General features: G+C 46.1%; 19 protein-coding genes, 7 tRNA genes and 1 pseudogene. 18 read left to right on the top strand and 9 right to left on the bottom strand.

Annotation, left to right across the window (positions count from 1 at the left end):
* The first annotated feature begins 16 nt into the window (after positions 1–16).
* The 7 genes from nspC (at position 17) to I2F54_RS05135 (ending at position 1,871) form a co-directional block, all read left to right on the top strand.
* Positions 17–1,162: a carboxynorspermidine decarboxylase gene (gene nspC / locus I2F54_RS05165; RefSeq protein ID WP_195500647.1), complete on the top strand. Its 1,146-nt coding sequence runs from the start codon at positions 17–19 to the stop codon at positions 1,160–1,162.
* Positions 1,163–1,272: 110 nt separating this feature from the next.
* A tRNA-Gly gene (locus tag I2F54_RS05160) sits at positions 1,273–1,345 on the top strand.
* Between the two features lie 33 nt (positions 1,346–1,378).
* Positions 1,379–1,460: transfer RNA gene (locus tag I2F54_RS05155), tRNA-Leu, on the top strand.
* Positions 1,461–1,502: 42 nt separating this feature from the next.
* Positions 1,503–1,586, top strand: a tRNA-Leu gene (locus I2F54_RS05150).
* 11 nt (positions 1,587–1,597) lie between these two features.
* Positions 1,598–1,670 (top strand) — tRNA-Gly (locus I2F54_RS05145).
* 20 nt (positions 1,671–1,690) lie between these two features.
* Positions 1,691–1,772 (top strand) — tRNA-Leu (locus I2F54_RS05140).
* A 26-nt stretch (positions 1,773–1,798) separates the two neighbouring features.
* Positions 1,799–1,871, top strand: a tRNA-Gly gene (locus tag I2F54_RS05135).
* Positions 1,872–1,954: 83 nt separating this feature from the next.
* Here I2F54_RS05135 and I2F54_RS05130 read toward each other — a convergent pair.
* Positions 1,955–2,551, bottom strand: a complete 597-nt coding sequence (locus I2F54_RS05130) for a DUF4923 family protein (protein ID WP_009121122.1) — start codon at positions 2,549–2,551, stop codon at positions 1,955–1,957.
* 14 nt (positions 2,552–2,565) lie between these two features.
* Positions 2,566–3,174 (bottom strand): ribosome biogenesis GTP-binding protein YihA/YsxC, encoded by a 609-nt coding sequence (gene yihA / locus I2F54_RS05125; protein ID WP_195500646.1) that lies wholly within the window; start codon positions 3,172–3,174, stop codon positions 2,566–2,568.
* Between the two features lie 115 nt (positions 3,175–3,289).
* Between yihA and recR the strand changes: the two genes are divergently transcribed.
* From recR to I2F54_RS05110, 3 genes are read left to right on the top strand one after another with little or no spacing between them, the layout of a single operon-like run.
* The gene (gene recR, locus I2F54_RS05120) at positions 3,290–3,907 is read left to right on the top strand and encodes a recombination mediator RecR (protein ID WP_009121120.1); all 618 of its coding nucleotides are present in this window, start codon (positions 3,290–3,292) and stop codon (positions 3,905–3,907) included.
* Between the two features lie 21 nt (positions 3,908–3,928).
* Positions 3,929–4,378, top strand: a complete 450-nt coding sequence (locus I2F54_RS05115; RefSeq protein ID WP_195500645.1) for a hypothetical protein — start codon at positions 3,929–3,931, stop codon at positions 4,376–4,378.
* Complete coding sequence (locus tag I2F54_RS05110) at positions 4,378–4,932, top strand: GNAT family N-acetyltransferase (protein WP_022218787.1); 555 nt, start codon at positions 4,378–4,380, stop codon at positions 4,930–4,932. The genes I2F54_RS05115 and I2F54_RS05110 overlap by 1 nt, the downstream gene beginning before the upstream one ends.
* Before the next feature lie 26 nt (positions 4,933–4,958).
* On the opposite strand, the gene I2F54_RS05105 is transcribed toward I2F54_RS05110, so the two are convergent.
* Entirely contained in the window at positions 4,959–5,552 is a 594-nt protein-coding gene (locus I2F54_RS05105; protein ID WP_009121117.1) for a YqgE/AlgH family protein, read from the bottom strand.
* A 151-nt stretch (positions 5,553–5,703) separates the two neighbouring features.
* Complete coding sequence (locus I2F54_RS05100; RefSeq protein WP_195500644.1) at positions 5,704–7,020, bottom strand: pyridoxal phosphate-dependent aminotransferase; 1,317 nt, start codon at positions 7,018–7,020, stop codon at positions 5,704–5,706.
* Positions 7,021–7,183: 163 nt separating this feature from the next.
* Between I2F54_RS05100 and I2F54_RS05095 the strand changes: the two genes are divergently transcribed.
* The 7 genes and pseudogenes from I2F54_RS05095 to I2F54_RS05065 all read left to right on the top strand — a co-directional run bounded on the left by I2F54_RS05095 (position 7,184) and on the right by I2F54_RS05065 (position 14,310).
* Positions 7,184–7,257, top strand: a tRNA-Asp gene (locus I2F54_RS05095).
* A gap of 547 nt (positions 7,258–7,804) precedes the next feature.
* A complete protein-coding gene (locus I2F54_RS05090; RefSeq protein ID WP_195500643.1) occupies positions 7,805–8,935 on the top strand; it encodes an aldo/keto reductase in 1,131 nt (376 codons plus the stop codon).
* Between the two features lie 10 nt (positions 8,936–8,945).
* The gene (locus I2F54_RS05085) at positions 8,946–9,941 is read left to right on the top strand and encodes a flavin reductase (RefSeq protein WP_118468327.1); all 996 of its coding nucleotides are present in this window, start codon (positions 8,946–8,948) and stop codon (positions 9,939–9,941) included.
* A gap of 7 nt (positions 9,942–9,948) precedes the next feature.
* Entirely contained in the window at positions 9,949–10,989 is a 1,041-nt protein-coding gene (locus I2F54_RS05080) for a cyclophilin-like fold protein (protein ID WP_195500642.1), read from the top strand.
* Positions 10,990–11,067: 78 nt separating this feature from the next.
* Complete coding sequence (locus I2F54_RS05075) at positions 11,068–11,934, top strand: DUF3737 family protein (RefSeq protein ID WP_195500641.1); 867 nt, start codon at positions 11,068–11,070, stop codon at positions 11,932–11,934.
* Between the two features lie 31 nt (positions 11,935–11,965).
* Positions 11,966–13,129 (top strand): MalY/PatB family protein, encoded by a 1,164-nt coding sequence (locus tag I2F54_RS05070; protein WP_195500640.1) that lies wholly within the window; start codon positions 11,966–11,968, stop codon positions 13,127–13,129.
* Between the two features lie 81 nt (positions 13,130–13,210).
* Positions 13,211–14,310: pseudogene (locus tag I2F54_RS05065) on the top strand (aldo/keto reductase).
* A gap of 108 nt (positions 14,311–14,418) precedes the next feature.
* On the opposite strand, the gene I2F54_RS05060 reads toward I2F54_RS05065, so the two are convergent.
* Positions 14,419–14,970 (bottom strand): hypothetical protein, encoded by a 552-nt coding sequence (locus I2F54_RS05060; RefSeq protein ID WP_087426018.1) that lies wholly within the window; start codon positions 14,968–14,970, stop codon positions 14,419–14,421.
* Between the two features lie 250 nt (positions 14,971–15,220).
* Here I2F54_RS05060 and I2F54_RS05055 point away from each other — a divergent pair, with 250 nt between their 5' ends.
* Complete coding sequence (locus I2F54_RS05055) at positions 15,221–16,435, top strand: sugar MFS transporter (protein WP_195500639.1); 1,215 nt, start codon at positions 15,221–15,223, stop codon at positions 16,433–16,435.
* 8 nt (positions 16,436–16,443) lie between these two features.
* Here the strand turns inward: I2F54_RS05055 and I2F54_RS05050 are convergent, their stop codons facing one another.
* From I2F54_RS05050 to I2F54_RS05035, 4 genes are all read right to left on the bottom strand, one after another.
* Complete coding sequence (locus I2F54_RS05050) at positions 16,444–16,968, bottom strand: chromate transporter (RefSeq protein WP_009121074.1); 525 nt, start codon at positions 16,966–16,968, stop codon at positions 16,444–16,446.
* A complete protein-coding gene (locus I2F54_RS05045; RefSeq protein ID WP_195500638.1) occupies positions 16,965–17,516 on the bottom strand; it encodes a chromate transporter in 552 nt (183 codons plus the stop codon). Before I2F54_RS05045 ends, I2F54_RS05050 begins: the two co-directional genes overlap by 4 nt.
* Before the next feature lie 89 nt (positions 17,517–17,605).
* Complete coding sequence (locus tag I2F54_RS05040) at positions 17,606–19,048, bottom strand: DUF3868 domain-containing protein (RefSeq protein WP_195500637.1); 1,443 nt, start codon at positions 19,046–19,048, stop codon at positions 17,606–17,608.
* Between the two features lie 25 nt (positions 19,049–19,073).
* On the bottom strand, positions 19,074–20,648 hold the full coding sequence (locus tag I2F54_RS05035) for a DUF5723 family protein (protein WP_022218804.1): 1,575 nt from the start codon (positions 20,646–20,648) through the stop codon (positions 19,074–19,076).
* Between the last annotated feature and the right edge of the window lie 12 nt (positions 20,649–20,660).

The raw sequence follows: 20,660 nt of genomic DNA, 5'->3' as shown, positions 1-20,660 counted from the left end.
TTATACAACGATAAAAATGACAGACAAAGATTTCGACCTTTTTCCTTCTCCTTGTTATATCATGGAAGAAGAACTGCTGAGGAAGAACCTCACATTGATAAAGAGCGTTGCCGACCGGGCGGGAGTAGAGATTATTCTTGCTTTCAAATCCTTTGCCATGTGGCGTTCATTTCCCATATTCCGTGAATATGTAGAGCATTCTACGGCAAGCTCCGTATATGAGGCACGCTTGGCGTTGGAAGAATTCGGCAGCAAGGCGCATACGTATTCTCCGGCGTATACGGAAGCCGACTTTTCAGAAATCATGCGATGCAGCAGTCATATTACATTCAATTCGTTGGTGCAGTTCAAACGTTTCTATCCCATGATTCAGGCGGACGGACAGAGTATATCCTGCGGCATACGCGTCAACCCGGAGTATTCCGAAGTGGAAACGGAGCTGTATAATCCTTGCGCTCCCGGTACTCGTTTCGGTGTAATGGCCGGACAGTTTCCCGACGTTTTGCCGCAGGGTATTGACGGATTCCACTGCCACTGCCATTGCGAGTCATCCTCATACGAACTGGAACGCACGTTGGAACATCTGGAAGCGAAGTTCTCCCGTTGGTTTCCGCAAATAAAATGGTTGAATCTGGGTGGCGGACATTTGATGACTCGTAAGGACTACGATGTAGAGCATCTGATTCGTCTGCTCAGCGGATTGAAAGAGCGTTATCCTCATTTGAATATTATCTTGGAGCCTGGTTCTGCGTTTACCTGGCAGACGGGGGTGTTGACTTCCGAAGTGGTGGATATCGTAGAGAACCGCGGTATTCGTACCGCTATTCTGAATGTCAGTTTCACCTGCCATATGCCCGATTGTCTGGAAATGCCCTATCAGCCTGCCGTTCGGGGTGCTGAAACGGGTGATGGAGGTGCATATGTCTACCGTTTGGGAGGTAATTCTTGTTTGAGCGGCGACTATATGGGCTTGTGGAGCTTTGACCACGAACTTCATATCGGCGAAAGAATCGTCTTTGAAGATATGATACATTACACCACGGTGAAGACGAATATGTTCAACGGAATTCATCATCCCGCCATTGCCATGTGGACAAAAGAGGGAAAGGCCGATATATTCAAGCTATTTTCTTACGAAGATTATCGTGACCGAATGAGTTGATAATCAAAAGTCTGCTTTCGCTTTGGGTGGAATGTTCAATTTTATGTGTGAAAAAAGTGCGTAGAATGTTTGCAGGTTTAAGGAAAATATCTACCTTTGCAACCGCAAACGCGGAAATAGCTCAGTTGGTAGAGCATAACCTTGCCAAGGTTAGGGTCGCGAGTTCGAGTCTCGTTTTCCGCTCTTTTCTATGATTTAATGATTGCAATTACCTATGCCCAGGTGGCGGAATTGGTAGACGCGCACGTTTCAGGTGCGTGTGTCGAGAGGCATGCAGGTTCGAGTCCTGTTCTGGGCACAAGGGTAGAGGCAATGGTCTATGAAATGTTTGGAATATGTTGGAGAGGTGGCGGAATTGGTAGACGCGCTACTTTGAGGGGGTAGTGACAATTATGTCGTGGGAGTTCGAGTCTCCTTCTCTTCACATAGTATATTGCGGAAATAGCTCAGTTGGTAGAGCATAACCTTGCCAAGGTTAGGGTCGCGAGTTCGAGTCTCGTTTTCCGCTCTTTCTTTGATTTAATGATTGCCCAGGTGGCGGAATTGGTAGACGCGCACGTTTCAGGTGCGTGTGTCGAGAGGCATGCAGGTTCGAGTCCTGTTCTGGGCACGCTCTTTGTAAGAAGGGCATCATTTGCGGAAATAGCTCAGTTGGTAGAGCATAACCTTGCCAAGGTTAGGGTCGCGAGTTCGAGTCTCGTTTTCCGCTCTTTTTATATTTTAAAGAATAAAAATGAAAAAGCCCCGTAAGTATAAAACTTACGGGGCTTTTTCATTTTTCCGTTCCTGGGTTTATTCCTTTTTCAAAGCAAAACCCAGCATCATGCCGTCGTAGCTGTTTGCCAGCGAGCCGATTGTTTTAAGTGTGGTATTATTGCTCTTGCTGGAAATCAGGGTAATCAATTTTAAAAGTTTATCCGAATTAAACAGCAAATCCATATTGGCGGATGTACAGTTGACTTTGGCGCTGAGTGGAATCAGCTTCATGAATTTCAGATTAACGTGCTGTGTGGAAGTGTCGTAGGAGTAAGTGCCTTTTATGCTTTTTGCACCTACTTTGGCTGTAAAAGTACTGTCTGCATTGAAGGTGAAAGACATTTGTCCTTCTTTGATACCCACCTTTGCCAATTGTTCGTTCAACTTGCTTTCGGCAGCGCCGGCGGCTACCGAACCGCCTGCTTTTTGCAGTAAGTTGTCCGATTCAAATTCAATGGCTGAACCGGTATATATCCATGTTCCTTCCATGCTGGCGGTACTTTTGCCGGTTACTGCATTCACTACTTTTTCGATATTTTCCTTGTTTAATAAATCTTTCAGAGATTGTGCCCGGCTGTTGGAAGCCATTAGCAATGCGGCAACGAATATGTGCCAAAAAACAAATCTTTTCATTTCGGTTATAATAATTATGGTTTGGAGTTAATGTCCTTGTTGATTTGTTCGATGTAGCCCAACAGTTCATCGCGTCCCATACGGTTTTCGGAAGATGTGACGAAGTAGGGGGGAAGCTCTTCCCATTGTTCGTGCAGTTTCTCCAGATAGTGGCGGATGTTGCTGTTTATCCTGCCGCCTTTCAGCTTGTCGGCTTTGGTGAAAACGATGGCAAAAGGCACTCCGTTCTCGCCCAGCCACTCTATGAAGGCAAGGTCGATGGTTTGCGGCTCGTGGCGGCTGTCGACGAGGACAAAGAGGTTGGTCATTTGCTCACGTTGCAGGATGTAGGTTTCTATGATGCGCTGAATCTGCTCTTGTCCTTTCTGCCCGCGCTTGGCGTAACCGTAGCCCGGAAGGTCAACGATATACCAACTCTTATTAATCAGGAAATGGTTGATGAGCATGGTCTTTCCCGGAGTTGCGGACGTCATGGCAAGTCCCTTGCGTCCTGTCAGCATATTGATGAGGCTGGATTTTCCAACGTTGGAACGTCCGATGAAGGCGTACTCGGGGAATGTCCCGCCGGGGCATTTGGTTACGTCTGTGTTACTGATGACGAATTCAGCGTTTGTTATCTCCATTTTGTTATCTGTTTTTTAATTGTTTCTTCCTGCAAAGGTAGCACTTATTTCAAAAATCTTTGTTCATAATGAGGAATTCTCTCTATCTTTGCCCGTCAATAGGAGAACTTTAAGTATGAACGGACAATTTCCCTCGATATTACTGGAGAAAGCGGTGAATGAGTTTGCCAAACTGCCGGGTGTGGGCCGGAAGACTGCCATGAGGCTGGTGCTCCATCTGCTGCGGCAGGATACGGCGGTGGTGGAAGCCTTCGGCAATGCCATCGTTACGTTGAAGCATGAAGTGAAATACTGCAAGGTGTGTCATAATATTTCTGATACGGAGACTTGCCGTATCTGCTCCAATCCTCAGCGTGATTCTTCCGTTATTTGCGTGGTGGAGAACATACGCGATGTGATGGCGGTGGAAGCGACACAGCAATTCCGTGGATTGTATCATGTGCTGGGTGGTGTGATTTCGCCAATGGACGGAATTGGTCCCGGTGACTTGGAAATAGAAAGTCTGGTGCAACGGGTGTCTGCCGGGGGAATTAAGGAAGTAGTGCTTGCCCTCAGTACTACCATGGAAGGTGATACAACCAACTTTTATATTTATCGCAAACTGGAAAAACTGGGAGTGAAACTGTCTGTGATAGCACGTGGTATTTCTGTGGGAGATGAACTGGAATATGCGGACGAGGTAACGCTTGGGCGTAGTATTGTAAATCGTACTCCGTTTACGGGTACGGTATGACGTAACTTTAAAACCGATTGCATGGAAGAAAAGATAAAGCGGGTTGCATCCCGCACAAAGATGTTGTTTGTATATTTCTGGATGTTGCCCGTATTTCTCGTGGTATTTGGTGAAATAGGTGGAGAATGGGTTGGTGCCTATGCGGAAGATGTGCGTGCTACATATTTTGCGGAGACTGTTACGATTCTGCTTACGGCTGTATTAGTGCCTGTTTCCCTGAAACTTTTTTCGTGGGTGCTGACTAAGAAAATAGATGTTGTTGCCATTACGGATGCGCTGCGCTTGTATGCGCTGTGGAGTGGGGTGCGCCTGGCTCTGCTTGCCGTGCCGGTATTGGCGGGATTTCTCACCTATTACATGATGCTGAGCAATAAGGGAGTGCTTTGTGCCTTAATTGCTTTGACTGCGTCTCTGTTCTGTCTGCCGGGTGAAAATCGTTTGCGTAAGGAACTGCATATAGATAAAGAATAATGAAATCTTCTTTTTTTATAAGTGAGCGTGTGCGTCTTCGGGCCATGGAGCCGGAAGATTTGGAGATAATGTATGCCATGGAGAATGACCCGCAAACGTGGGATGTCACGAACTTCTCGGTGCCGTATTCCAAGTATGTCCTGAAACAATACATGGAAAACTCGCAATGCGATATGTTTGCCGACCGTCAGCTCCGTATGATGATAGTGCGTCGCGAGGATGATGCCGTGGTGGGCACTATTGACATTACGGACTTTGCACCGATGCATTCCCGCGGTGAGGTGGGGATTGCGGTACGAAAGGAGTATCAGGGGAATGGATATGCTTCCGACGCCTTGAAACTTTTGTGTGACTATGCTTTCGGCTTTTTATTTCTGAAACAACTGATTGTACATGTGGCTGCCGATAATGAGGTGAGTCTGCGTCTGTTCGGCTCTTGTGGTTTTGTACAGTGCGGATTGCTGAAAGAATGGTGGTTTACAGGTGGTAAATTTAAGGATGTTGTTTTGATGCAACGTATTCGTTCCGGGAGTACGGAGTCGGGTAGAGGATAGTCGGTAATCGGATTAGTCGGTTACTGTCAGTTCAGAGTGGGGATTTGCGGAAAACGTGACCACATTTCATATTTTCCGCCGAGCTTGCCAAGCGCGTCTTTCCACAGATTCTTGCTGGCTTTTTCATCCATGAGCGAGGGAATATCCGCTTTGTCCACCAACCAGGTATTTTCTTCTATCTCTTGCTTCAGCTGTCCGGATTCCCAACCGGAGTAGCCGAGGAAGAATCGTATTTTTCCTTTTATTGAATTGCCTTCCGCCATAAATTGCTTGATGGCGGCGAAGTCACCGTTCAGATAGAATCCGTTGGCTATCGGGAGTGAATCTGCTATGTTCTCCAGCGTGTGCAGATAGAAAAGAGTGTCGGTGCTGATGGGGCCGCCTTTATAGATAGGAATATCCTCCCGACAGTCGATTTCACTTAATAAATCATTCAAAAATAGAGGCAACGGTTTGTTCATTACCAATCCCATTGTTCCGTCTTGTGTATGGTCTACTAATAAAATAACAGATCGCCCGAACATATGGTCACACAAAAAAGGTTCAGATATAAGAACTTTTCCTCGTGCAGGAACTATATGGTTAGTTTCTATTTTGAATATGTCTGTATTGATATACATGCCCCCAAATTAAGTATTTTTCTATAAAGGAGCAAATTATATTTCTCTTTTTTATGAGAAAAGTATCTTTCTTGGGAAATTTAAGGTTTTACAGAGAATGAAGCGTCTTCAGGGAGGAGATGCTCATTCTCTGTAACAAGGTATATGCGTCTTATTTTATAGGATGATTTTCTGCAAAGACAGCCATACGTTCGTCCAACTGGGCATATTGATGGTCTTGGATGAATGAGGTGCAAGCGCGTAGTCCTTCTTGATGGCTTCCGGTGGTTACCAATGAAATGGCGCTTACTCCGTAGTACATCAGTTCTTTGGCAAGTTCGCCGCTGCTCATACCCGGATAGCCGATAGTGAAGTAGAATCCGTCGGCTACGGGATCGCCGAGGTCGTTGTCGTATACCAGATGGAAGCCATGGCGCAGGAAAATCTCTTTCAATCGCCGTGCACGTTCACCGTATACCTTTACTTCGTCCAGGAAGTTGTATTTACCTTCGTTGGCAGCTTTCAGCATGGCGGCGAGAGCATATTGCGCCGAGTGGCTGGTTCCGGAAGAAAGAGCGTAAAGAACGCGATGAATGAATACAGTGCCGAATGTACCGCCACCATAACGCTGTGTCAGTCCCGGATATGCCCGGTGATAAAGTTTGTCTGAGATGCAGCTTACTCCGATACGTTGCCCTGCATAGCTGAATGCTTTGGAACCGGATATGAGTAGGACATAATGGTCTGTGTAATGAGCCACGGAAGGTTGATATGGCGCTTGAAACGGTTTGCTTAGGTCTTGGCGGAAATCCATGGCGAAATAGGCAAGGTCTTCCAGAACGATTACATCATATTGAGTGGCGAGTTCGCCGATAATGCGGAGTTCCTCTTCTTTCAGGCATATCCAGCTGGGATTGTTTGGATTGGAGTAAACAATGGCGGAAATATTGCCCTTTTTGAGATAACTTTCCAGCTTATCTTTCAGTTTGTCACCACGGTAATCGTACACATCAAAGGTTTCATATTTCTGTCCCATTACAACTAATTGTTGTTTTTGCACGGGGAAACCGGGGTCGATGAACAGGATGGTATCTTTCTTCCCGTCGCACTGGCTGCATGTGAGAAATGAGGCAAAAGTCCCCTGCATGGAGCCTGTTACCGGTACACATCCTTCCGGCGCTATATCTACGTTGATGAATGCTCTGAGGAAACGGGATGCTTCCTCTTTCAATGCCGGCAAGCCGTTGATGTCCGGATATAGGCTTGCTATCCCTTTTTGCAGAGATTCAATTTCCGCCTTTACACCTACGGCTGAGGGAGGCAGTCCGGGAACTCCCATTTCCATTTTTATAAATTCTACACCGGAATCCGCTTCTGCTTTAGCTGCGATAGCTTTTACTTCGCGAATAGTGGCTTTTGCAAAGTCTGCAATATGAAAATCTTCGATAGTTTCATCGATTAGTTTACGTTCGATAGGGGTATTTTTCATAATTTCTATTTTTTTGTCTATGCAAAGGTAACATAAATCTCTTATAATCAACCAATGTTAAAAAAAAGATGATTTTTTTTCTTTCAAGCTATTGCAGGTTTAAAAAAAACACCTACCTTTGCAACCGCAATCGAGAGAGATAGCAATGATAAAATGAAATTCTGGTGCGTTAGTTCAGTTGGTTAGAATACATGCCTGTCACGCATGGGGTCACGGGTTCGAGTCCCGTACGCACCGCGATAAACATTGAAAATCAATGGTTTACAAAGATAACACCCAGTTTTACACCCACTAATGTAAAACTGGGTGTTTTTAGTTTATTTAAGTTCTCCCGTTCGCCCCTGCCGCTGGTGCAGACTGCATATCAGCCTCTTATAAACCGCAAAACGTTTTGTGATTCTTTTTCAAATCGCTTTGTGAGTGTTTTGTACTTGTTGACACAAAACAAATTGTGATTTTTTATTTATTTTCCAGTACCATTTAAACGGTTCTCAAAAAGGGATTAAAAACACCCCAAACCATTCCCAATTGCTATCTTTGTATAGCTTGGGGAAAGCACACATATAATAAGTAATGGTGATGAAACCACTTTTCTTGTATATTAATTCCACTATCTCATTTAACTTCTTCCGAACAAAAGTAATTCATTTGATTTGAATTATATACGGTCCTATTTCAGAATCAAGGATTCTGGTATAAATATCCGTAAATCGTATACAAGCCGGCTTATTCAATTGCGGTAAATTTGCAATCAGAAAATGAACAATGAAAAACATAGAAGATTATGGATCGCAGAAATTTCTTAAGGACAGCATCGAGTTTTGCACTACTCGCAGCCGGAGCTACAACGGGTGTTTCCCGTGTGTTTGCTGAACTTTCATCCTCTTGGACGAGAAATTCGTCTGATGAAAACACACCGAATACGAACAATGCGATGGAGTATCGCACGCTCGGAGGATTGGATGTATCGGCTATCGGTCTGGGTTGCCTGCCGATGGTGGGTTATTACGGCGGAAAGTACGATAAAAAGGATATGATTACTCTGATTCGCCGGGCATACGACAAAGGTGTCACCTTTTTCGATACGGCGGAGGTCTATGGCCCTTATACCAGTGAAGAGTGGGTCGGCGAGGCACTTGCCCCGTTTCGCAATAAAGTGAAAATCGGAACGAAGTTCGGTTTCGGTGTCGAGGAGAAACAACCGACCGCTATCAACAGTCGTCCCGACCATATCCGCCGGGCGGTGGAAGGTTCTTTGAAACGCCTGCGTACCGACCATATTGACCTCTTGTATCAGCACCGTGTCGATCCGAAAGTACCGATGGAAGATGTGGCCGGAACGGTCAAAGATTTGATGCGGGAGGGAAAAGTTCTGCATTGGGGACTGTCGGAAGCGAGTGCCCGTTCCATTCGTCGGGCGCATGCCGTCTGTCCGCTTTCGGCCGTGCAGAGCGAGTATGCCATCTGGTGGCGGGAGCCTGAAACCAAGATCTTTCCGACATTGGAAGAGCTTGGTATCGGCTTCGTACCTTATTGTCTGCTGGGGCGTGCGTTCCTCACGGGGGTAATCGGCGAGAACAGCCGTTTCTATGAGGGTGACCGCCGTTGGAACCTGCCGCAATTCACCCCCGAAGCTTTGAAGCACAATATGCCGCTTGTAGCTTTAGTCCGTAAATGGGCCGAGCGCAAGGGAGTTACACCTGCACAATTCGCTTTGATATGGATGTTATCTCGCAAATCGTGGATCGCTCCGATACCCGGTACGACCAATCCGGTACACTTGAATGACCTGCTCGGTGCGGGAACCGTCCGTCTCTCTGCTTGGGAAATGGAGGAGTTCGATAAGGAGTATGCCCAAATCGACTTGATGGGGCATCGTGCCGATCCGTTCACCGAAAGTCAAATAGATAAATAAAGAAATCATCATGGTAAAAACAATTTTGGGTGTTCTGTCACTGCTTGTCATGTTATCGTGCAGTACTACCGTGAAAGAGAACACCATACAACCTAATATAATGGAAACAAACAAGAAAAATCTCGGAAATCTGCTGGCACTTTATCCCAAACCGATGACGGTTGTCGGGGCGGAGGTCGAAGGGAAAGTAAACTGGCTCGTGGTAGGACACACGGGAGTCATCGGTCATGACCGGATACTGGTCAGCATGAGTAAAAGTCATTATACGAATCAGGGCATAAAGAAATCCAAGAGATTCTCCGTTAATCTTGTGAGCCGTGAGATGTTGCCGAAGGCCGACTATGTTGGGAGCGTAAGCGGTGTGACGGTAGATAAATCAGAGGTGTTTGCTTACCATATCGGTGAGCATGGTACCCCCGTTATAGATACGTCACCCCTCACAATGGAGTGTGAGGTGGTAGACATCTATGAAACTGAAGGTTTCGACAATTTCATTTGTGCGATAGTCAATACATACGCTGCTTCCGATGTGCTCGACAGTAACGGTAAGCTTGACTATACGAAGCTGAAACCCGTATTGTTTGAATTTCCTACTTACTCCTATCTTGCTACGGGAGAGATTATCGGCAAATGTCTGAATCTGGATAAGCAGCCGGGAATGTGCGCTAAAGAGCCGATGAATGTCGATGGTATCGTAAGGTTGTCGAAAATTGAGGTATATCCGCAGTATCTCGACGAATATATGAAATATGCGACCGAGGTAGGCGAAATCTCCTTACGTACCGAACCGGGCGTACTGACGATGTATGCAGTCGGTGAAACGGAGAATCTCTGTAAGATAACGATCCTCGAAACCTATGCGAGCCGTGAGGCATACGAGAAGCATATCGCTTCAAAACATTTTCAGAAGTACAAGCAGGGAACGCTACATATGGTCAAATCGTTAGTTTTGTCCGACCAGACACCACTCAATCCAGCTAACAAACTCAATAATTTCATGCAATAAAATGAATATGAAAAAGTTATTATTAATTTCACTGTTGCTGCTAACCGCCCTGTCAATGGCAGCCTGCGGCGGCTCCGACCATGAACCGTTTAGTCCCGAACAACCGGAAACCTCCGAACAACCGGAAGGAAATGAGAGTACGCCCGATACGCCGATATCCGGTGGTAACGGCCACTATTTGGTACTGTATGCTTCACGTACGAACAATACGGAACGGGTGGCACGACGGATTCAGACGACACTTGACTGCGATATATTGGCAGTCGAGCCGCAAGTACCTTACGAGGATGACTACAACGCCATGTTGGAACGTTCACAGGAAGAGTTGGCCGCTATCCGACAAGGTAATTATCCTGCTATTAAAACAATGTTGGAAAACTTTGATAATTACGACATAATCTTCATTGGTTATCCTATTTGGTACGGCAGTATGGCGACATCGATGCAGACATTCCTGCACGAACACGCTGCGAAACTCGCCGGCAAACGGATTGCTTTGTTTGCCACTAGCGGTAGTAGCGGAATCTCGACTTCGGTTAGCGAAGCCCGCAGCCTTTGTCCGGATGCAACCATAATTGACCGGACTTTATTATTAACCTCTTCAACTCTCTCTCAAATGGAAAATCGTATTACAGAATGGCTCAATGGGATTGGAGCCGAACGGGAAGAACCCGAAACTCCCGATACATCTTCATTGAATGTAAACATTACAACCGGTAACCGCACTATCACTGCTACAATGGAAGACAATGCCGCTGCACGGGATTTTCTCTCACGCCTGCCCCTTGAGATAACGCTGAACGATTATAACAATACGACGGAAAAGATTTTCTATCCCGATCCGGCTCTGACGACCGAAGGTGTCACATGGGGCTGTACTCCTGCGCCCGGTGATATAACTATCTATGCACCGTGGGGCAATGTAGCGATTTTCTGTAAGAGTTGGTCACATAGTCGTGATTTGATTAAGATTGGTCGTATCGACGGAAATGGTATTGAAGTGTTAAGTGTAGCCGGGGATATATCCGTGAAAATAGAAAGGAGATAAGAGACAAAAACGGATAAATTCAAAGAATATGCAAAAAAGCGTAAGTCTTAATCATAAAATTGAAAACTAAGAAAAATAATGAAAGTAATATCGAATACTGAATTTGGTGGGGAAAGGCCTTTGTTTGAATCGCATGACCTCCGATTGGAGAACGTCGTTATCCGTGCCGGGGAGTCGGCTATTAAGGAGTGTAGTAACATCGAGGCCGTCGATTGCCGGTTCGAGGGAAATTATCCTTTTTGGCACGTGCATGGTTTCGTTATCGACCGTTGTTTTTTCGATGTGGGCGGACGTTCGGCATTGTGGTACTCCGATCATCTGAAAATGACGAACACACGTATCGACGCCCCAAAAATGTTCCGTGAAATGCACGACATTGAAATCGAGAACGTAGAGATGACGGATGCCGACGAAGTGTTCTGGCGTTGCAAGAATCTGGACATCAAAAATCTGAAATTACATGGCGGTACTTATCCGTTCATGTTCAGCAGTAATATCCGCATCGACGGATTGGAAAGTGACAGCAAATACGTTTTCCAGTATGTGAAGAATGTGGAGTTGCGTAATGCCAAAATCACCACGAAAGACGCTTTCTGGGAGGTGGAAAATGTGACGATTTACGATTCCGAGCTCAATGGTGAATACTTAGGTTGGCATTCGCATAACCTTCGGTTGGTGAATTGCCACATTACCGGCGAGCAACCGCTCTGCTATGCCCACGACCTTGTATTGGAGAACTGTACTTTCGGTCCCGACTGCGACCGGGCTTTCGAGTATAGTTCGGTGCAGGCGACCATCAAAGGCGCAATAGGCGGAGTGAAGAATCCGCGAACGGGTTGTATCACTGCCGAGAGCTATGGGGAGATTATTCTCGACGAGAATATCAAGGCTCCCGCCGACTGCAAGCTGAGACTTTGGGACGAGAAGACCTGCTTTACCGATTGACACTTTTGCAAATCACTTAAAAAGATAAGTTATGACATACGATTTCGACATGATTGTCCCACGTCGTGGGACAGGCTCTTATAAGTGGGATACTCCTGAAGAGGAGAATGTGCTGCCTATGTGGGTGGCGGATATGGATTTCCGTACAGCACCGGCTATTATTGAAGCACTGCAAAAACGGGTGGAACATGGTATTTTCGGCTATGCTAAAGTGCCCGAAACCTATTATGATGCGGTCGTCAGATGGTTCGAGAGCCGTCACCGTTGGCGGATTAATCCTCAATGGATAATCTATACGAGCGGCGTAGTACCGGCTCTGTCGGCTGTTATCAAAGCCCTGACCATACCGGGCGACAAAGTAATCGTCCAGACCCCGGCATACAACTGTTTTTATTCGTCGATTCGCAATAACGGATGCGAATTGTCGGTCAATAACCTCATTTACCAAGATGGTCGCTATGCAATGGACTTCAAAGATCTTGAAGCGAAAGCGGCCGACCCGAAGGCGAAAATCCTGCTATTGTGCAATCCCCACAATCCGGTCGGACGGGTCTGGACGCCGGAAGAACTGCGGCGTATCGGTGATATCTGCTTGCGCAACGAGGTGTTTGTTGTGGCGGATGAGATCCATTGCGAATTGACCTATGAGGGACATGACTACACGTCTTTTGCCTCCCTGTCCGAGTGCTTTCTGCAAAACTCTGTAACCTGTGTTTCACCGAGTAAGGCGTTCAATCTTGCCGGACTGCAAATCGCCAATATCATTGCGGCTGACAAGGAGGTACGCCGTCGTATCGACCGCGCCATCAATATCAACGAAGTGTGCGATGTCAATCCGTTCGGCATTATCGCTACGATAGCGGCTTATAACGATAGTGGTCAGTGGCTCGATGCTTTGCGGAAATACCTGTGGGAGAATTACGAATATCTCTGCCACTTTTTCGAGGAGCACTTGCCGCAATATTCTGTGCTACCGCTTGAAGGGACTTATCTGGTTTGGATAGACTGCCGGGCATCCGGTATCGGTTCGGATGCCATAACTCTGCGGTTGCAAAAGGAACAAAAACTGCTGGTTAATTCCGGTACGATGTACGGACCCGGCGGAGAGGGATTCATACGCCTGAATATCGCTTGTCCCCGGATATTACTTGCTGACGGATTGGAACGTATTCTAAAATATATAAGGAGCATATGAGGCTGCTCCCTCATGGTAAAATCAGATAGCTGCTTCCTGAAGCTGTTCGATAATAAGCTGTCTATAGAAAATAAAAACACTATGAAAGAAAAAAATCAAGAAAGAATCAGCCGGCGCGGATTTCTGAAAAGAGCGGCGTTAGTGAGTGCGGCATTGGCCGTACCTTCGTAGCACGTATCAAGGGACATCGTGTATTGGGTACGGGTAAGGCGGCATTGGAGGTTTCCGCACTTGGTTTCGGCATAATGGGCATGACCTACAACCGCAGCCAACATCCGGACAAAAAACAATGTATCCGGCTGTTACATGAAGCGGTGGAGCGCGGGATAACGCTCTTTGATACAGCCATTGTTTACGGACCGCTGACCAACGAGAATTTAGCCGGAGAAGCTTTATCCGAATTCAAAGGGCGGATTAATGTAACGACCAAATTCGGGCATGAAGTCATTGACGGCAAGGCTACGGGACGCCAGGACAGCCGACCGGAGACTATCCGCCGCTATTGCGAGGAGTCACTCCGCCGTTTGCGGCTTGATTCGCTGCCGATGTTCTATCAGCATCGTGCCGACCCGGATACTCCGGCCGAGGAGGTAGCGGCTACCATTGCCGACCTGATCAAGGAGGGAAAAGTACAACGCTGGGGTATGTGCGAAGTCAGTGCCGAGACTATCCGTAAAGCTCACGCTATTTGTCCGCTGACGGCCATTCAAAGCGAGTATCATTTAATGCATCGCTTGGTAGAAGATAACGGAGTGCTGGATGTATGTCGGGAGCTGGGTATCGGTTTTGTTCCGTACAGCCCCCTGAATCGTGGCTTTTTGGGTGGATGTATTAACGAATACACGGTCTTTGATGTAAACAATGATAACCGCCAGACCTTACCGCGCTTCCAACCCGAAGCCATGCGTGCGAATATCCGCATCGTGAATGCGCTGCAAGCTTTCGGTCGCACGCGAGGCATGACCTCGGCACAAGTGGCACTTGGGTGGTTGCTTCAGAAAGCGCCGTGGATTGTGGCTATTCCGGGAACGACAAAACTGTCGCATCTGGAGGAGAACCTGCGTACACTCGATTTCAACATGACTTCCGGAGAATGGAAAGAACTGGAAGATACCGTAGCGGCGATTCCCGTTGTCGGAGACCGTTATAATGCCGAGCAACAACGTCAGGTAGGTCGCTAAAGCACCAGTAAATAAGGTAGTATAATCTGTTATTTATCTCCCGACTGAACAGAAAAGCTACCTTATTTTTGTATTTTGAAAGCGGTTGTTACCACGAACTCTAATTATTTATTTATTCTGTTTGAGCAGTGCTATAAACTCCTCGAATGATATGATGGTTTCATGTTTTGGAGGTAACTCTAAATAGGTCTCTTGCAGTCCTCGTATGTTTCGCTGAATCAGTGGAAATTCTTTCTTACGACAGGCTTCAAAGAATGTTTTGTTTAACATGATAACTCTTATGGCTATATTTCCATTCGGTTTGATTTTTGCAATATGAACAATGACGTGCAACTTGCCTTTGCCTGCTTTTTGTTTGTTGAAAGAGTTTTTGACTTTATCCGGTCTGATCCACAGTGTGTCTTCCGGCTTGACGCTTATATTAGGACCTGTAACTTCTACATACGTATCGGGGATGATTACATATAAATCGGCGTCTCCTTTCGTTAAACCATAGTCTGATGCACTCCCCGATAGAAAATCTTCGCTTCCGGCTCCGAGGCCTACTTCCAGCGTTTTAAAGCCTGTTTTGCTTTCTATCAGTTCTTTCACGAATATCTCTTTCTTGCTGGATATTTCCCAGTATTCTTTATAGGCTTCTTTCCAATAGTTCTTATCCATAATATATAAATTTAAAGCGCATATTTGTTGTTGTCGGAAGTATTAATGCGGGTACCTCTAATCAGTGTCTTACAAATGTAGGATATTTTTTTGTCGGAAAGTAATTTGAGAGATAAATTTATTGGGGAAGACTTATGTTGTAAGATTTTGAGCGCAAAGATACGGTATTATTTATTATGCAGTTCTTTTTATTGCTTATCTTTGCAGCCGCATTTATTGATTGATACAGATTGTCTGAGATTATTATATTATGAAACAGAAACGAATACCGTTAGTAGGGGAACAATATCTTGTTCCTTTTATATTGATAACTTCTCTCTTTTTCCTGTGGGGATTTGCACATGCCATTCTGGACGTGCTGAATAAGCATTTTCAGGAGTTGCTGGATATTACAAAGGCACATTCGGCTTTTATTCAAGCGATGATGTATATGGGTTATTTCGTAATGGCTATTCCTGCGGGATTGTTTATAAGCCGTTTCGGATATCGCAGGGGAGTAGTCTTCGGATTACTGTTATACGGTATCGGGTCGTTGCTGTTTATTCCCGGACAATATTATCTTTCGTTCAATATGTTTCTGTTTGCCCTTTTTGTCATCGGTTGCGGACTGACATTTCTTGAAACGGCCGCCAACCCTTATGCTACGGAATTGGGGGCAAAAGAAACGGCTGCCAGTCGTTTGAACTTTGCTCAGTCGTTCAATGGATTGGGATGTATTTGCGCCCCTGTACTGGCAGGATTGCTTTTGTTTTCGGACGACGGGAGCGGCAGTGCGGGCAATGTGGCGCTACCTTATGTCGGTATGGGGATAGTGGTATTGCTGGTGGCGCTGGTTTTCTCGAAAATTAAGCTGCCCGAAATAGAGCATGGTGTAGAGGTGGATGAGGCCGGGCACAAAATAGGGTTATGGTCGCATAAACTCTTTATCTTTGGCTTATTGGCTCTGTTTGCTTATGAGATAGGTGAAATTTCCATTAATAGCTTTTTTATCAATTATGTAGTGGAACAAGGCTGGATGAATGCCCGTGAAGCTTCATTGGTACTCTCATTCGGCGGACTGGGCTTATTTATGCTGGGACGTTTTGCGGGCAGTTGGATTATGGGGCGTGTACGTGCGGAGAAAATGTTGCTGGTCTGCGCTACGGGAACGGTGGTGACTACTTTGGTGGTATTGCTTGATGTCGGTATGGTGTCATTGATAGCGTTGCTCTGCGGATATGCCTTCGAGGCTATTATGTTCCCCACGATTTTTGCCCTTTCTCTGAGAGGGTTGGGTAACCATACCAAGCGCGCTTCTTCTTTCCTGATGATGTCTCCGGTAGGAGGGGTAGTGGGGCCTTTGTTGATGGGACTTGTAGCAGATTACACAACAATGGTAATGGCATTTACCGTACCTTTGGCGGCTTATTGCGTAGTATGGTGCTATGCGCGCAAGATGTTGTCCGTGGCAGGAAAGGTACGATAAAGAGCTTGTCAATATAAGATATATCCGGCTACTCCTGCAAGTATTATCAGCAGGATAGGATGCATATTCCACTTCCAGGTTACTCCGAAAGCGGCCGCGAAGATTAGGATGCTCTTGTAATCTATGAAATTTTCCTTGTTCATCAGTAACAAGGCGGCAGCGGCAATCAGTGAGACAGACATAGGTAACAGTCCCGACATGGCTGCTTTGATGTATTTGTTATCCCTGCATTTTACGAAGAAATAAGAGATGAGCAGTACCAGTATGAACGAGGGCAGACAGACTGCCACCGTAGCCGCGATAGCTCCCCATATGCTTTGAGTAACGGTATAGCCTACATAAGTGGCGCTGTTGATGCCAATAGGTCCCGGAGTCATTTGTGAGATGGCCACAACATCGGTAAATTGCTGGAGCGTGAGCCAGTGATAATGGTCTACTACTTCATATTGAATTAAGGAAAGCATGGCATAGCCGCCACCGAATCCGAACATTCCGATTTTCAGATATACTAAAATTAATTGCCAGTAAATCATGCTTGTAGTTTTGTCAGTTTATCTTTTAACCATAATGTGTAAATCAGTCCGCCTGCAATTCCTGCCAGTACGATATATACGGGTGACAGACCGCATTGCCAAATAAGCAATGTGGCGATGGCGGGAAGTACCAGTTGTCGGTATTTCAGTTTCAAGGCGCGTGCGGCGGAAATACAGGGAAATACGATTAAAGCGACCACCGCCGGGCGGATGCCATTGAAGACGCGTATCATAGTCTGATTATCCTGAAAGTGCGCAAAGAACATGGCTATCAGCATCATAATGACGAAAGACGGAAGTATGGTAGCCAGGGCGCATACCAGACTGCCTTTTACCTTATGCAGTTTGTAGCCTACAAAGATGGATATGTTTACCGCAAATACTCCCGGTAGCGATTGGGTTAGTGCGAACATCTCCATGAAATCATCTTTAGTCATCCATTTTTTATTTACAATTTCCCGTTCAATAAGGGGTATCATGGCATAGCCGCCACCAATGGTAAACATACCGATTTTGGCAAATGTAAGGAATAGAATCAGGTACTTCATTTTCTTTCTTGTATCTATACTAAAAGAGTTGCAATATAGGGAAAAAATCCCGTTATTGCAACTCTTTCATGTCTTATGTAAAGATGGAATTACTTCATCTTATTAAGGTTCTCCTGTGCTTTGTCCGGTTCTATAGTCAAGGCTTTGGTGAACCATTCCTTTGCTATCTCGGTATCTCCCGACAGCCATGCCAATACGCCCAGGTTATTCCATGCACGGGGATCGTCTTTTACTCTTTCCATGTATTGTTCCGCACGGTCAAAGTCACCATAAACGATGTTGGCGGAAGCTGCGTTGATATTGGCTACAATATCTGCCGGATAGTTGGTAGCGGCTATTTCGTAGACTTCTTTATATTCTTTTGTTCCCGGTTGGAAATTTTTGGCTACACCGTACATTTCCTGCAAGTTCAGCATTTTGGGATTGGTATAAATCAACGTTGCGGCTTCGGAGTTACGTACTTCGCGTATTTCATAGTCGATAGCGATGGACAGACGACGCAGACGAGGATAATATTCATTCATCATGGCACGGTAAGAAGCGGTGCCCAGTCCCGATTTCAGTCTGGCCTCACGCACGTCGGGGTTGGTATATTTATTGATGATTTCCAATGCTTTTTCTGCATATACGGGCTTGTCTTCTTCGAGCATCTTAACAAGGCTCTCCCAATCTTCACCGGCAGAGGTCACGTTCAGTATGCTGTCCGGGAAGTGATAGCTTCCTCTCAGATAAAGAGCAAAAGAATCGGCGCGTTTTGTTGCCACACGGTCGTTGGTCTTGGCAGAGCCGTCGGGTGAAGCGTATCCGCATACGTTGATGGCTTTGAAAGTTACCAAATCGCCTTCGGTCAGCGGATTCAGCGTTTCTTTCAGCTTTTGGAGCTCGGCGGAGTTGTTTTTGAAGTCGGCTTTGAATTCCGTACCGCCTACTGCATATTCTATATACAGGGTATTTTGTTCCGAACGCACTTTCAGAGGTTCTTCCGTCGGAGTAAAGTAGGATACCATGCTCATGCAAGGCTCGCAGATGGAACCTTTTTGTGGCAACGGTTCTTCTTCCACTACAACCACCGGCTCTATTACCTGAATCTCGGGTAAATCCAGCAGACAGCCGTATTTCTTTCTTCCTTCCTGCAATATCCACATATCCGCTTGGCTCATCCATTCTTCGTAGGGAATGCGTACGGTATAGTCCACCAGGTTCCGGCGGTCGGCAGACTTACCTTTGATGACGGTATAAGGCGCGTTGTAATATCCTTTCTTGGCAAGCTTACGGTCTTTGTGACGCATCTTAAACTTGCTCTTTCCGGTCACAACAACGGGCGGCAAGGTCTTGTAGTTCTTTCCGGCAAACAATACCGGAGTAAAAGCGTAAGATTGGGTACTGTTCACTTTTACAGCTTCCATATTAAACTTAAAGTCCAATGTCAGCGTATCGTTTTCCAAGGTCAATGCCGGTTTGGTGACTTTTACTTCACCTGCCATCGCGGCCAATGGCAGCATGGCAAACAGCAGGCAATATATTTTTTTCATATTCTTCTTGTTTTAGTTGATGAATTTAGAGTGATTGGGTTTCTACCGTTTTGTATTTACGCTTGTACTTCGGTCCGAAAGTGAAATTGATACCCAGATTTACGTTGACGGCAGCACGGCTGATAGGAGCGTAGTAGGCCGGTTCGTATTTACACATGGGAACATCTGCGCCGATGAAGAAGTTGAAACCGCGCGGGTGGAAATTCAACATGATGCCGGCGTCGGAACCGAAGTTGGACAGAGCGTAGTTTACCGATGCTTCAAACCAAGAAAGGGGAGCGACATTGGCAGAAACGCGTGCTTCTGTCCACGAGTGCTTACCTTGCATGCGGGTGGTGGAGAGGAAACCGAAGTTCAGACGGTCGTAAGCGGGCAGAGTGTATTGAGCGCCCAGGTGCAGGGTAGCCGCAAGGGCGGTGGTACGCTTCATTCCTTCGCCCACTTTATCGAACTTTGCCAAGTCCGCCAGGTCGTCTACCAGTTCGTCTACTTGGGTATCCAGTTTTTTGTTATTGTTGCTTCCATCGTCTTTTACGGAGATTTCGCTAAAGCCGTCGAACGTAAAGTCTTTGCTCATTGTGCCTTTGGTGGTATTCTTCCATGATATGAAACCGAGGTCGAGCAAGGAAGCGGAGAATGTCCATTCATCGTTCAACTTGTAAGTCGCTCCCAAATCGATAGCCATACCGAAGCCTGTGGGACCGAGGTTGTCTGTATCGAAATCCAAATCATCGTAAGAAATCTGTCCGTCGGTACCTTCTTTCAAAGTTTGTGTTCTGTCTCCGTTGGCATCCAAGATATAGTCGTCTTCCTGATAGTTGCCGGTTTCGCCTTTGGTGGGTACAATGAGACCTTTGGCAGACATATATAGTTCGGCATTCTTCGGAGTGATGGTCCATTTGTCCTGAGAGGCAAGGATGTTCAGCTCGTCGATGTGCATGGTTGCTTTCGCCAATCCCACGAGTGCCTTTACTTTGGCGCCTACTGTCAGGCGTTCGTTGATTTCGCGTGCGTGGCCGAAAGCGATTTCCGCATAGTTGGTAGATATGATATTCAGGTTCTTCACATTGTAGCTGCTTCCTGTTTCGCTGGCTACTCCGTTTTTCATGAACTTAAAGAGTTCATCGGGCATGAAGAAGTTAGTGTTTGACTTAACGGAAATACCGAGCGTATTGAAACCGCCCCAGGCATGAAAACCTAAGGAAAGGATTGATTCGTCTACATTGACGCCTACTTTCAGTCTTTTGGGCAGCCCTTTCAGGAATTCGGCGCTGCTGACTTCTTCGTTCATAAATGTAGTGAGGTCACCGTTGGCTTTCTTGAAGATAAAGTCACCTACACCACCTGTGGATTGCGCTCCGATGGTAAGATTTCCCAAGCCGGGAAGGCTGACATAGCCACGTTCGCCCATGAAGGCGGGATTTAGTTCGTGACGGTAGGTGCTTCCTTCCAGAAAATAGGTTGAACGGCTGTTCTGTGTCTGTGCCATTGCGTCACTGATTGCAAGTGTCGCTACTGCTCCGGACAGTATAATCGCTAAAACATTTGTTTTCATTCGTTTCGTTATATATGATTGTTGAATCTTTTGTTTGTATCGCATGAAATATATTTC

The sequence above is a fragment of the Bacteroides clarus genome (genome assembly GCF_015555825.1).
GTDB lineage: Bacteria > Bacteroidota > Bacteroidia > Bacteroidales > Bacteroidaceae > Bacteroides > Bacteroides clarus.
Note: the sequence above shows the minus strand (reverse complement) of the source record. Positions and strands in the feature narration are given on the sequence as shown.